Below are 12,705 nucleotides of genomic sequence, written 5' to 3' on the forward strand. Positions count from 1 at the left end.
GCGGGAGTCGGACTCGTCGCCTGATAGTTTCTTAAGTGGCATCTGAAATCTATCGAATGCTGTGTCCAGTTCCCTCAGGCCTCACTGGTTCGCTGGCTTCGACCGAAATTCGCCTCACAGGTTACCAGAGCTTCTTTGGGGATGCTCAGATTCTCGAGGGCCCACTCCTCGATCTCTGGGAGACTCATCGGATGTGGGAGCAGATGGTGCCCCACAGGTCGTGCAAGTAACGAGCCCCCGTCGTCGTGCAGATCCTCGTCGAAATACCCGAGCCAGTACCGCTCGAGCCCGTTCACTCCAGGGCCATCCATGACTGTGATGACGTCGAATGAATCTACTGGAACCTCAGACGCAAGGGACAGAGTCGAATATTCGGAGGGGAAGTTCACGTCTCAAGATTGCTCGCCTTTATAGATAAATGAAGACAGATTGAATGAGTTGCAACAGGGCTAACCCTAATAGCTACACTTCCGACTCGGCCACAGCAGGCGATGCATCCGACGGAGAGGCGCCGACACCGATAGCTGGCGGATCTGGATCGAAGTCCTCACCCCCCTTTGTCGAGTTGTAAGTCGAGCCCCTCTCCTCCTCGTAAAATTCCGTTGCGACGTCGAGGGCGATCCTTCTCTTGATCGTCCCATCTTCGTGGGCAGTAAAGAGGACATGGTCAGTGTGGTAGCCGAACTCGTTGACAGCGAGTTGATGGAGCTTTTCGACCTCTCCTCTGGCTCGTGACGGAGCATTTTCTTCTATGACGGAGGTCATGTTTCGGACTCCTCACTGCCCTGGGAGAGAGAAATCCGGAGGATCTCATCCACAATCGGTCAGCGAAGGTCCAGTCATTGCATCTCACCGACGTGGACACGATGAGAGGACGCGACCTCCGGACTGACGAACCGCCGAGCGCGATGAGGGATATCGACGCCTCTTGTCAACGGCAGGAAGATACTGTCCTGAGACCTGCAAACGATGCTTGCGAAGAGTTCGTGTTTGCACATGACGCGGAACGACTTCTCGTGTTTGTATGGACACGAACAGGTGAGCCCGTCTCCCCAGGGGATGAACGGATACTGGCTACCACTCGCATATTCGCCGACGACGATTGGAGCGGGCAGTTCAATTCCGTAATCACCGAGAAACGGAGCTACATCGTGTGATCCGGAACTGAGTTCGCTCTTTCTACAGACGTAGGTTGCATCGAGGCCGGTTGCACGAGCGACATCGCTCGGAGAGGTCTGGTCGTCGACGAGAATCATCCCGACGAAGGCGTTCTCTTTTGTCAGCGAATCGCCGTCGATCGTTGGTCCCGCAGTTTCCCCGATGAGGGAGCCGAACGAAGACTGCTTGAGAATCTGATAGAGATTCGCCGGGATGAGCTTCCGATACCAAGTCGTCCGCCTCTCTCGCTCTTCAGCGAGCGCCTGTCGAACATCCTGCTTTGCACGAGCAATGCGAAGGCGATCGGCCAAGAACGCAGGCGCATCAGCTAGTATGGTATCGTCATTTGAGCCCTCGTAATAGCGTTCTTCTTCCTGGATACGATCGGAACAGGTGGCCTCGGCATACTCCAGACCGGCCGGTTTCTGTTTCACCCCCGTCCACGGGTCTGTAGCGGGGTCATCTGGATCGTATGCCCAGAAATTGAAGCCGCCGAGAAGTTGGTCGCGACGAATTGAACCCCCACGCATGAAATCGACCCGAATTCGATGCTCAACCGATTCGATATTCGGTGGGTCGGCGTCGACGTCGTAGTCGTACTCCCGATCAACGTTCGACAGCGCACCTGGCGGGAGGGTGAGCGGTGGAACGCGTTCATCCGCTGCTTGGATTGTTCTCGTGGTCATTGATGGGGTTGGGGAGAATCCCCTTCGCTGCCCAGAGGGAGAGAAAGAGAGCTCTGGTGGAGAGTCCTACGCTACGGCAAAAGTATATTACTCAAGTTGTAGCGTAGGGATTGATCTGGCGATAGTTTCCGACTCGATTAGAGGCCAGCGAGAAGGCTCGCGAATTGGTCAAGCCGGTCGTCGAGTCGTTCGGGCGAAAAGACGGCTTCCTGGCGCTCGTAGTAACGGGCGAGTTCTGAAGCGTCCTCTGAGAGCGTATTCGAGGGAGAGTCGGTCGCGATAGTGAGGGAACAGATAGGTGCAAACGACGACGTGATCTGGGATTTCACGTCCTCGACGGAACTGGGCTCTCCATCGGTTACAGTGATGATCATGGGCTCGTCGCGTTGTGTTTCGAGCAAATTCCGAGCTAGTCCGAGCGCGTCAGCGAGAGGCGTCCCTCCAGCGACAGAATCATCCAGGAGTGCCGCCTGAACGTGTCGGGTCGGGACGCTGAAGGGCTTGATGAGTCTGGCCTCTCCCCCGATGAAGTCGATGACCGCGACTCGGATTCCGAGATTCTCAGCAGCGAGTGCAAATCGGGCGAGCGCTTGGGTGGCGACTTCGATCTTCCGTGGCGACCCATGGCGCATCGAACTCGACCGATCCAGTACGAGGACCAGCGCGTATTGTTTCTCGTTGCCCAGGGTCCGGCTCTTACACACGCGGGGATCGCCTATCGCAAGGCGATGGCCGGCCCTCGTATCGTACGCTCCTGCAGAGAGGCCGCGACGGACGCTCTTTCGACGATCCAGTCGCAAGTACATTTTGAGCGTCTCTCCGACCTGTTCTGCTCCTTCTTCGATGGCGTCCCATTCTCTGGGAGGGACGACCTCGTCACCCGCAGGGAGTATCGAGAGTTCGTCGAGACTCCCAGGCCCACCGGACTGCCCACCATCCCCTTGAGCCGATTCTGCTTCCACGGGCTCGTCACTAGACCGTTCAAGTTGCTCTGAGAGAGCAGTAAGTTCCTGCTCGAGCGTCTCTTGGTCGATAGCCTCCCGCTCTGCCTCGTCGTGAGCAGCCCGCTCATCGTGTTCGAGAGCGTCCTTGTACGTGTCCTCTGTTTCCGACTCATCCCTTTCAGAGCACGCAGCATGAGCTGGGCCCTCGGGAACCTGTTCTTCCACCCCCGGTGTGGAACTCCGGCCGAACTCTTCCTGAGAAACACTCGAATCGGAACTCGCGGTAGTGCGGGTATCTTCGCGAGCCACCTTCGCCGGAGTATCCGTGGAACTCAGGCTGTCAGGAGTAGTCTCCCCCGTGGAATCCTCGCCCTCCCCGTCGTCCGGTTCACTCTCAGTGTGGTCCCCGGAAGATCCACCATCACTGCTGTTGGTTTCAAACTCTCTAAGAGTCGATTGCGTCTCAGGAGGACGCGCTCCTGGTGAACTCGAAGAAGCGATATCGAGTGGCTCTTTACCCGAGCCAGTAGTTTCGTCTGCCTCTCCCGACTCTGGAGGAGCACGGCCCGGTGAGGTCGTCTCGTGGTCCTGCTCACGGCGCCGCTCTCGGTCTGCCGCCTGCGCGATTGCCTCCGCCCGACTCGATGGTTCAGGAACGGTCTCGTTACCGACGTCCTCGGGAGAGCGGTGTTCGGTCAGACAGTCGTTCTCGTTTCTCTGGTGAGCGTCGACGTCGCCTGCACTCTCACCCACAGTGGCGGCGTCACCGTCTGTTGGCAGCTCACGACCGTCCCGATCTCCATCGGACGTAGGTGTGCCTTCTTCCGTAGAGTCTTGGACGCCCCCGAAATCCTCAACGGCCAAATCGCCGGATTCGGGATCTGGCGTCAGTTGGGGTTTCTCGAAAATGCTCTGGTTCGGGTCAGCCGTCGACTCGCGATCGAGAGAAATATTGTCTGGGTCGAAGTCATCTGGGAGGTCGGAAAGGGTAGACACCTCTTCTCCGGTGCTGTCAGCGTGGCCACTCTCATCTTGACTATTCCTCCCACCCCCTCCATTTCTCGTGGAATCATCGGCGGTTTGGGCGGGTTCTGTTGAGTTCTCTGAATCTGAAGAGCGGGTGGTTTCGGTCTGCTCTGCATGCCCGTTCCCGCTCGAATCTTGGGACGGTGTCGATCGCTGGCCGGCGTCGAGAACCGGTTGGAGGTGAACGTTCCAGGTTTCGATCACTCGAGCCGCTCGTCGAACTGAGGCCGTCTTATCGTGTGAATGCGTCGTATCATCCCGGTCGGCGCTGCGGATCGCGAGCGCGTGACGACTGAGGTTGCACAGCTCGGAGTGGATAGATAGGAACGCATCCCGGTCAGAGTCTGATTTGAACGATATCCGGCCATCAGAGTCGTCGACGAGGACCTCCGTGATCCCTGTCGGATAGATGGCTTCCTCGTAGAGACAGGCGGTGACGGCGTCCCAGAACGAGTACACGACAGACTCGCCATCAGGTTTATCGGCAGGAGTCTGAGAATGGAGCCGACGAGTCAGTTCGAGTCGAACGCCGGCGTTGTCGCTGAAGTTCTCGCCGTGAATAGCCTCAGATTCGATTGCCCCGTCTTCGATGATGTTGATGAGGTCGTGGACGTTCTCGCGATATTCGTCGTCTATGTCGGCTTCGATCAGTTCGCCGATGGTGGAGATGGCGGTCTTGAGGATGTGAAGGAGTTCGTGAAAGGCGAGGCCGAATTGATGAGCGTGGTCGGCAGTGAGCTGGTCGTTGAGAGGGATGCGAGAAAGATCCGCTTCGGTGCCGGTAACGAGAACGAGGTAATCGGCATCGACGCCGGAGAGCAGACGTTCGACCTGAGACCGTTCGAAGTCGGCCGCGTCCGAGGAGAGGACTGCCTCGACGTCAGCGGGAAGGACCGCAGCGGTCTGGATCCCGGCAGAGATGACGACGTCGACGGTAACCTCGCTAGGGAGATGTCCACAGATGAACTCCCGGAGTCGATTCGCCCGATCCGTAGAAATCCGTGACCTGGCGGCAGTGTATTCGCTACTACCGTCGTCACCATTGCGGTAATCGATCTTCGAATGGAGTGTCGACATGATTGGAGAACGTCTCGCCCTCACCGTCACGGGAGCCGATAAACAGGCACAAGATTCACTCTACAATTCAATGGAGTGCAGCTTCAGAAGGACTCCTAAATAATGAACGCGTATCGGTCCCAGTTCAGCGCATGATTCAATCGACATGGATTGTTCAGCACAGATGAATGAAGTGGCACTCAATAATTGAGGTGTTGTCTATCAATCATATTATTTCCCAAATTCAGTCAGTTTCTCCGTCTCACTTGTATAGATTGAGTCGCTGGAAAATCGAGCCTAGCGGTACCGCAACTGGAATGATATCAAGACGCCTGACCTACAGATTGATTATCAACATCGGCCTCTAGTCAGAATTGATTTTCATTTCTCCACGGTTTTTTATTTTTATTTTGGGCGTTATTGTCTCATTCACACTCCTTTCTTCAACAACCAAACTCCGCTGTGACTCCGGAATTTCTGGCTTGTCAGCAACGTCATTGGTAAGTTTTTTAGTCTTGATTTGAGCTTCTCTGGATGAGAGGTTGAATATTTTTTCAGTTCCTATGGGAAGGTCGTGCATCTCGTTTTTAATTTTCAACCTTGGCTCATTTCTCTTCGCTACTACTTGCACAATCTCTCCAACAATTGGCTCGCTGAAAATTACTGATTTCGAAGTTCTGTACTGGGACCGAAGTGATACTGGGAACTGATGATATTCGATCGGTTTGAGGATTGGGGCTGGGTCGCTAATTAAATCATTCACAAATGTCACAAATCCTCTATTACGGATTAGTTTTTTATCGTGCTCAGAGGTTTGAGAGGTGAATTCCAGCTGAGAATTGGACGTGACATGATACTTTTTACCAACATCCATATCAAGATAAGCTGCAGATTGGTCCTGAGGCTCATCAATGAAAACATTTGCTTCGATTACGTTAACTGATTCACTTGGATGCGCTTCACTAGGATCTGTGAATCCTGAGAGCCCAACCGAGCTGATACCGCTGATTCCGGCAACTTTCAACACCTGGCGCCGATTGAACGATTTTTTGTTTTCAGTCATTGTTAGCAATCAGTAGCTGCGTTCGCAGTTGCTTGGATGGCTTTCTTTGTGCAATATGTTAACTGAGTTGACCATTTATACGGGGTCCGGTCTGTAGTGTTTTTACATTCGCCAATTCCTCTGTATTCATATTCGTGATAAGCCAAGAGTGGGGTGATATTATCGCTACTTTGTTTTTTAATCATCCCAAGCGCATGCTCCCTCAGATGATCTCCTTCTTCTGAAGATGGAGTATTTGTTAGATCATATACTGTTTGGTTCCCCCAGTGAATGAAACAGTGAAAGGCCTCCTGAATAGCGGAAGTCTCTTCTATATCAGAAGCGTCACAGTTTACCCCGGACCAGGCTTTTACTCCAGCACTGAATCCAGTTCCGCATTTACTGTCATGGGGCTCTGCACTGGCATTGTTTACGTTACATCCATAGCTATGAATGAACAAATGAACCCCTTTTCGAGACTCTAAATTATCTTCATCACTCCCATTCCCATACTTTGACCCATCTTCTAGGAAACCGTCAAAATCTGCCACGTACGTTGATTCATCCGAGTTTATATAGTTATGATCTTCATGATTGAATTTGCTTAGCTTACAATAATCAATCCCACCGAAATCATAGACTTGGTTTAGTGCCGACTCGAGAGCGGTCGCTACCTTACCACCTGAAGTAATTGCAGAGAGTTCATTACTCGTATCAGCATACACATAGACATTCATGTTTTTACTACCTAAGCTTCCTCTCTCTTTCAACACGGTGTATGTACCTGACATACAACTTATGATAATTATGAGTGAACTTAATCACAAACTAACCAGAGAATGTTGCTGGATTAATTGTTTTTAATTACATTTACATACCAGTCACTCTTCCAAGCGTGTCAACCAATACCCTGAATTAATTGGGAAACCCAATATTAGCTATTCTTTATCAACAGCAATAGTATAAGTAAAGCCACAACTACAACAAGAGGTCCAAAACCGGGTCCGATTTCAGGAGTAGAACTCGGGCTGATTGTTGGCGTCTGATCTCTTGGTTGTCGAGTTGTTTCAGTACGCCGGTCTGACTTCGTGCTTTGGTTGTTATCGACGGATGTTGTTGTTTTAGCGTCATTAATTGTGGTCGCCTCGGTGACTCCTTGGTCGGTCTCTGGCGTAGATCTGGTTGTTTTGTCCTCGTGTTTAATAACTGAGGTCAATTCTCCGAGAACTTCCCCATCATCGATCGTACGAATAGTTAAGTTTGTGCCACCTGCCATTTTAGACAAATTAAACTTTGCAGCAAATGCAAATAACGAATTATTTTGGCGTGATTCTACATCGTGATCCCTGAAGACCGTCACGTTTTTGGAGATGTTTTTATACACAGTGTTGGTTGCATCTATTTGTATTTTTATACGAGTGCCTGGGGCCAAGGGTGTTTCTCCACTTATTATAGGATTTGAACTAATCTGTAGAGGATAGGTGTTAGAATTGTTTTGAATCTCCAGCTGTGCTCTTCTATCCCAGAAAGTGAACTTACCAGTCAGGTTCTCTCCTTTTGGGGCTATACCACTGTAATCTGGATTTATTTCATTTTCCCCATCAATAAATAATCGCGGGATGAAGATGTCGTTATTTTCAATTTCCGGCCTAATACTCTTGTATTCTCGACCTTCACCTATCCAAGTTAGGTTTGGGTTCGAGGTATTATATACAATAAAGAAAGAATCAACGGCGTGGTTTTTAATTATCTTGCTAGAACTCGAGTTCATCCACATTTTTTTCTTCGGTAATGATGGACCAGGATTCACTTCAACTGCATATAGTGAAGCGTTCTCAAGTGAATCCTCATCCGACACAGTGTTTGTCTTATTACTTAACCCAGGGTCGTAAAACTTGAGTATCAAAACATCTCCTTTTGCGATACCCTTACTTTTTGTAATCCGCCCATTTTCCCGTCCCCTGTTAATTGATTTTATGCTATTGATCTGATCAAAGTCACCCTTGGGCGCAATAAAAACTTCTACCTGTGATGTGTTTGTCGATTCATTTTGGACTATAGGTCCGTTCGGGTATTTATTATCTACACTATGGTGGCCGGTTGAAGACGCAACGCTCCCAGAGAAGGCCCCCAGTATGACTACGATAGTGAGTGTTTTTAAAACTTTAAATACCAAATCTGTCTTCTTCATCATCACGTTGTTTGACATTAGGATATAAATGCTTTCTGCACTTATTTTCACTTCACTGTCTAGTTTACAAATTAACAGGTAGGTGAGCTAGTGATCTATGCTGCTCTCAGACCTGCTCAAAAAGAACTTAGAGACCGCTACGCTTGAATGTTGGCAGCGCGATCGGACGACGACGCCCGTCCGGGCGTTCGCCGTCCGCCTCCACGCTGCCGGTCTTTCGCTCAGAGGGACACAAGCAGTTCTTCGTCTCCTCGGCATAAAACGCTCATATCAATCGATTTGACAGTGGGTACATCGACTCGCTGACAGCGTTTCCGACCTGCCGTCGGCCCAGCCGACGCGGGTCGCGGTCGACGAAACCGCTGCCCGGATCAATGGCGAGCAGTCTCGGGTGTATGCTGCAATGGACCTCGACTCTAAATTGTTACTTGGTGTGGAACTCTTCGACCGACGAGGAACGGACCCAACAACTGAATTTCTTGAACACCTCACCGAGAACCACGACCTCTCAAAAACCGAGTTTCTCGTCGACGGCTACGGCTATCTAACTGCCCTTTTTTGAGTGGATTTTAACGGTTACCTTGACTACGTCGACCGAAACCTCATCGAAAATTAATTTCACACACTCAAAATGAGAGTTGACCGCTTCCATCACTCGTGAGTGGGCAGTCGGTCTGCTGTCGCTCAGTTGCTTGCATAGTTTGTGAATTACTACAATTTCCAACGACCGCACCAAGCGCTAGATGATCGAACGCCAGATGAGGCTGTTAACTAGACAGTGCCCAGTGGACGATTATGTCATCCGATCGCTACGAAATTCCTTGAGTGACGGTAGCCTCGGCGCGACTGAGACACTACAGAAAATCGTTCAATGTCTCATGTGCATCCTCAGGATACTGATTGGGTTCGGCGACCCCCCAAAGGACGTTCTTCACTGCGGCTTTGGGAGACACCCCGTCATCGATGTGTTCACAGAGGATAGTGAGATTCCGCGTGCTGATCGTCGGCCACGACTCGTTTTCACGCGTCTGATGAGCGAACTGGACGATCTTCTGGAGCGTGGGCCGGTCGACAACGTCCCGGTCGTGGTTCACCTGTCGATCGATCGTCTCCACCTCTTCTTCGACACTCTGGATGTAGGGTTGTTCGAACGACCGGAACCGGCCCCTGGTTGCCGAGTTCATCGGCTCGGAGTCCCGATACTCCCGGGTCGGGGGGTTCATCGTGATCACCAGCCGTGCCGACGGGTGCGGTTCGACGAGCTCGCCGTGGCTCTTCACGAGGAGTGTCCCCTCGTTGAGCAGGCGATGTGACTACTCCCACGACTGTAGCCGTGGGCTTCCCTCACTGAGGGTCAGGCCCACGTCGGCTGGGGAGTTCGCAGGTTCCATCTCACCGCTGGGTCCTTTGAGTACGACCTGCGTTTCGGGCTGAGCCACAACAGCCCCCGCCGTCGATAGCGGGCTCTGAATGTCCTTACCGACGGCTCGTTGGCCGATGTTCGACGCCCCGTTCTTGTCGGCGTTATCGTCCAGTCCACACCCGTGGCACTCGACACGACCCTGGGCCTCACGACTCGTGTTCTGAGACCCACAGCGCCAGCACGTCCGCGAGGTGTCGTACTCTTTGACCGGGATACACTCGCGACCATCGAGGTGAGACTTGTACGTGAGGATGTTCGCCAGCTTCGCATACGGCATCTTGTGGATCTTGTCGTTCACGTACCGTCCCTTGTCGTTGTCGTAGCGCAATCCGGTCATATCACCAAACACGATGACAGCGTTGCGTTCCCGAGCGCGAGCGACGAGTTCGTTCGCCACTTGATGCAACTCGTGTTCGACCGTTCGGGATTCCTTGTCACCGAGGCGCTCGATGACTTGGGCGCCCGAGTGAACCTTCGCCTTCCCGATAGACTTGCGGAGTTGCTTGTAATGTTCACGGACTCGACGGACTTCTGCGCCGTGGAACTGGGTGTCCCGGTCAGAGAGGAACGTGCTGACGGCGATCCATGTCGCACCCATATCGACGGCAAGAACGTCGTCGTACTCGTCTGCGATGGCCACAGACCGTTTGCAGACGAGGTGGACGTACCACTCGCCGTCCCGACGGACGAGTTCCGAGTCGCGGATGTACTCGTCGATAAGCAGGTGCGTATCCTTCTCGGGGACGCGGACGGGCACCCAAATGCTGTCGCCTCTTTCTTTTTCGGGATTGTAGACGGGAAGTTTGAACCACCACGACGAGAGAACAGTGTCTTCGTCGTGTTCGATGGTGATGCAGTCGTTGCGAAGGACGACTGGTTGCTCGGTGTCTTCACGCGGGTTCTTGGTCGACCGGACTTTCCCCGCTTGTTGTTCGGTGGCAGAGTAGAGATTCGCGTTGTCACCGTGAACGGCGTCTTGGAATGCGCTGTATTCGCGTTCGACGAGTCGGGCTTTCCGCTCGGTCAACGAGTGGAGTTTGACCCGTACCGTCGTGGTGACGTCGCGGTGCATCGTTCCCATCCGGTCTATGCGTTTGACTGACGGAGTACACTCTTATATCAGGTTGCCATCCGGAGTGAAAGTGGTCGCAACGTACCTGTCAATTTCATGCTACGGCTGCAATCGTGGGCATTCTTTTCAAACCTCTGTAATAAATCGGGGAATTGATTGCGATTTTCGATACCCTGGGCAAACTCGTACGCTTTCACTCGTTCTGGCGGTGCAGTCAGCGGAGAACGAAACAGTGGCTACGTCGCTTCAGACACCACTACAACCACGAACGACCAAATCAGGCGCTCGACGGCCGAACCCCAGCCGAGGAGATTCAGAACTATAGTAACTCCCAGAAGTTTCTGCTCACCTCCTTCGACGGACAATCGAAAGGCGACGAAGAGCGGTTGTCTTCGTCACCGGACTCTGCAAAGACTTCCAGATTCTACTATAGACAGTGCCTATAGGTAGTCGTTGAGCGTTTCGTGGGCGTCCTCTGGGTACTGATTTGGTTCGGCAACCGCCCAGAGTTCGTTTTTCGTCGCGGCTTTCGGTGATGCGCCATCCTCGATGTGTTCACAGAGGATAATGAGATTCCGGGTTGACAACGTCGGCCAAGACTCGTTCTGTCGGGTCTGGTGGGCGAACTGAACGATCTTTCTGAGTGTTGGGCGTTCAACGACGACATTCTTACTGTTCACCTGTCGGTCAAGCGTCCCGACTTCCTCCTCGGCGTCTTGAATGTAGGGTTGCTCGAAAGCACGGAACCGTCCCCGGGTCGCGGAGTTCATCGGCTCTGAGTCCCGGTATTCACGAGTGGGCGGATTCATTGTGATGACGAGACGGGCCGATGGGTGTGGTTCGATGAATTCGCCATGAGATTTGACGAGAAGCGTCCCTTCGTTCAGGAGGCGATGTAACGCGATCGCGGCACCCGCCTGCATGACGGGAAATTCGTTGATGACGATGGTGTCGCCGTTCAGGAGTCCTTGCTTCACAGCCCCGTTCCGGGGGACGATCACGTCACCGTCCGGAACCAGCGGGCCAAAGAGGTCCTCGGGTTCGGTCGCTCGGTCGACGTCGAGGGACTGGTAGCCCCGGTTCGTTTTGTGGCACAGGTACTTGATGAGGTAGTTCTTTCCCGAGCCTCGCGGCCCGACCACGCGTATGGGGACCAGCCCCCGGGCGAGTTTCTTCGCGATCAGTTCGTCGAGCGGGAGCTGGAGACGCGGGTCGATCGGAACGGCAGGGGGTACGACGTCTCCATACTCGTCGACGGGAAGTGCATCGTAGCCGGCGTCGGGATGGTCCGCTGCTTTCGGGACGCTCGGGTAGTCGGGGTCATCGAGGATGTGAAGCCCCGTCGGGACAGGATCCTCCGCGTTCCGCCCGATATCAGACACGTACATCCCACGCTCGTCCTCGGGGTTCCACCCTTCTGAGAGATAGAGCGGTTCTCCAACAGTATCGGTGACCGTCGAGAGATCGTGGACTCGTGCGTCGCCGCAGTTCGTCTCTGGATCACTTCGACGCGTGTAGTATGTCGCGGCTTCCTCAGCGAGACGGTATCCGACAGGGACGTGCGCCTGTGCCTCTTCGATAAGAACCTCAGCGCGACTTTCAGTCAGTGTCCCAGTGAGGCCGGCTATATCGTCGAGGCCTGCATTCGCTAGCGTCGCGAAATCGGCGTAGCCGGCGTCGTGGAGCGCATCGTTGATCGAGTCGGTAACGACGCTCAGAACGCGAAAGTCCACATCGTCGTTCTGGCGCTCACCGAACGCATCGGTGATGACGTCCGGCTCTGCGCCCTGCGGAGTGACCCCGACGATCGCCGAACTCCCGCTATTCGAGCGCCGAAGAGAGTATATCCCAGCTTCGGCGCCTTCCTCAAGGAGGTCCGCAGCCTCCTGGTCGCTTAGATCAGTGAAATCCGACACCCGGAGGGTCACCCGCTCAACCGGAACGCTCCCACCCTCTCGCTTGAGCAGCCGGTTCACCAGATGAGAGAGAATTAGCTGACTCTCGGGAGGCGCATCACTACTCGTGGCCGATGTGGAAGATCTGGAAGACATGGCAGTGCTGTATCGAGGCGCTTCACACGCCCCCTCACCGACTCAGGGGGTACAAA

At 53.4% G+C, this 12,705-nt stretch carries 10 protein-coding genes and 2 pseudogenes; 2 read left to right on the top strand and 10 right to left on the bottom strand.

All coding sequences use genetic code 11. From position 1 onward, the window contains the following. Positions 1-74 precede the first annotated feature (74 nt). The 7 genes from ACMGFG_RS19610 to ACMGFG_RS19640 all read right to left on the bottom strand — a co-directional run bounded on the left by ACMGFG_RS19610 (position 75) and on the right by ACMGFG_RS19640 (position 8,103). Positions 75-389, bottom strand: a complete 315-nt coding sequence (locus tag ACMGFG_RS19610; protein ID WP_436932004.1) for a hypothetical protein — start codon at positions 387-389, stop codon at positions 75-77. Positions 390-462: 73 nt separating this feature from the next. Beyond that, the gene (locus ACMGFG_RS19615; protein ID WP_436932005.1) at positions 463-765 is read right to left on the bottom strand and encodes a hypothetical protein; all 303 of its coding nucleotides are present in this window, start codon (positions 763-765) and stop codon (positions 463-465) included. Between the two features lie 74 nt (positions 766-839). After that, positions 840-1,844: a hypothetical protein gene (locus ACMGFG_RS19620; protein WP_436932006.1), complete on the bottom strand. Its 1,005-nt coding sequence runs from the start codon at positions 1,842-1,844 to the stop codon at positions 840-842. Positions 1,845-1,981: 137 nt separating this feature from the next. Continuing rightward, on the bottom strand, positions 1,982-4,891 hold the full coding sequence (locus tag ACMGFG_RS19625) for a VWA domain-containing protein (RefSeq protein WP_436932007.1): 2,910 nt from the start codon (positions 4,889-4,891) through the stop codon (positions 1,982-1,984). Positions 4,892-5,234: 343 nt separating this feature from the next. Beyond that, complete coding sequence (locus ACMGFG_RS19630) at positions 5,235-5,933, bottom strand: hypothetical protein (protein ID WP_436932008.1); 699 nt, start codon at positions 5,931-5,933, stop codon at positions 5,235-5,237. A gap of 2 nt (positions 5,934-5,935) precedes the next feature. Further along, positions 5,936-6,703 (bottom strand): hypothetical protein, encoded by a 768-nt coding sequence (locus ACMGFG_RS19635; RefSeq protein WP_436932009.1) that lies wholly within the window; start codon positions 6,701-6,703, stop codon positions 5,936-5,938. 143 nt (positions 6,704-6,846) lie between these two features. After that, the gene (locus ACMGFG_RS19640) at positions 6,847-8,103 is read right to left on the bottom strand and encodes a hypothetical protein (protein ID WP_436932010.1); all 1,257 of its coding nucleotides are present in this window, start codon (positions 8,101-8,103) and stop codon (positions 6,847-6,849) included. Positions 8,104-8,200: 97 nt separating this feature from the next. On the opposite strand from ACMGFG_RS19640, the pseudogene ACMGFG_RS19645 reads away from it, so the two are divergent. Then, positions 8,201-8,878, top strand: a pseudogene (locus tag ACMGFG_RS19645) (IS6 family transposase). A 79-nt stretch (positions 8,879-8,957) separates the two neighbouring features. Here the strand turns inward: ACMGFG_RS19645 and ACMGFG_RS19650 are convergent. Both ACMGFG_RS19650 and ACMGFG_RS19655 read right to left on the bottom strand, forming a co-directional pair. Then, positions 8,958-9,383: a hypothetical protein gene (locus tag ACMGFG_RS19650; RefSeq protein ID WP_436932011.1), complete on the bottom strand. Its 426-nt coding sequence runs from the start codon at positions 9,381-9,383 to the stop codon at positions 8,958-8,960. 33 nt (positions 9,384-9,416) lie between these two features. After that, positions 9,417-10,598 carry an RNA-guided endonuclease InsQ/TnpB family protein gene (locus ACMGFG_RS19655; protein WP_436932047.1) on the bottom strand — a complete coding sequence of 394 codons (1,182 nt, stop codon included), beginning with the start codon at positions 10,596-10,598 and terminating at the stop codon, positions 9,417-9,419. Between the two features lie 179 nt (positions 10,599-10,777). Between ACMGFG_RS19655 and ACMGFG_RS19660 the strand changes: the two are divergent. Continuing rightward, positions 10,778-10,918 (top strand): annotated as a pseudogene (locus ACMGFG_RS19660) (IS6 family transposase); the annotation flags it as partial. A 120-nt stretch (positions 10,919-11,038) separates the two neighbouring features. Here ACMGFG_RS19660 and ACMGFG_RS19665 read toward each other — a convergent pair. Further along, on the bottom strand, positions 11,039-12,574 hold the full coding sequence (locus ACMGFG_RS19665; protein ID WP_436932012.1) for an AAA family ATPase: 1,536 nt from the start codon (positions 12,572-12,574) through the stop codon (positions 11,039-11,041). Positions 12,575-12,705 lie beyond the last annotated feature (131 nt).

Source organism: Halosimplex halobium, from assembly GCF_051414055.1.
In the GTDB taxonomy this organism is placed as follows: domain Archaea; phylum Halobacteriota; class Halobacteria; order Halobacteriales; family Haloarculaceae; genus Halosimplex; species Halosimplex halobium.

Bases quoted from the DNA above. Each gene is read 5' to 3' on its own strand.
- ACMGFG_RS19620 (WP_436932006.1), bottom strand. From the start codon at position 1,844: ATGACCACGAGAACAATCCAAGCAGCGGATGAACGCGTTCCACCGCTC.
- ACMGFG_RS19615 (WP_436932005.1), bottom strand. From the start codon at position 765: ATGACCTCCGTCATAGAAGAAAATGCTCCGTCACGAGCCAGAGGAGAG.
- ACMGFG_RS19640 (WP_436932010.1), bottom strand. From the start codon at position 8,103: ATGAAGAAGACAGATTTGGTATTTAAAGTTTTAAAAACACTCACTATC.
- ACMGFG_RS19625 (WP_436932007.1), bottom strand. From the start codon at position 4,891: ATGTCGACACTCCATTCGAAGATCGATTACCGCAATGGTGACGACGGT.
- ACMGFG_RS19635 (WP_436932009.1), bottom strand. From the start codon at position 6,703: ATGTCAGGTACATACACCGTGTTGAAAGAGAGAGGAAGCTTAGGTAGT.
- ACMGFG_RS19655 (WP_436932047.1), bottom strand. From the start codon at position 10,598: ATGCACCGCGACGTCACCACGACGGTACGGGTCAAACTCCACTCGTTG.
- ACMGFG_RS19630 (WP_436932008.1), bottom strand. From the start codon at position 5,933: ATGACTGAAAACAAAAAATCGTTCAATCGGCGCCAGGTGTTGAAAGTT.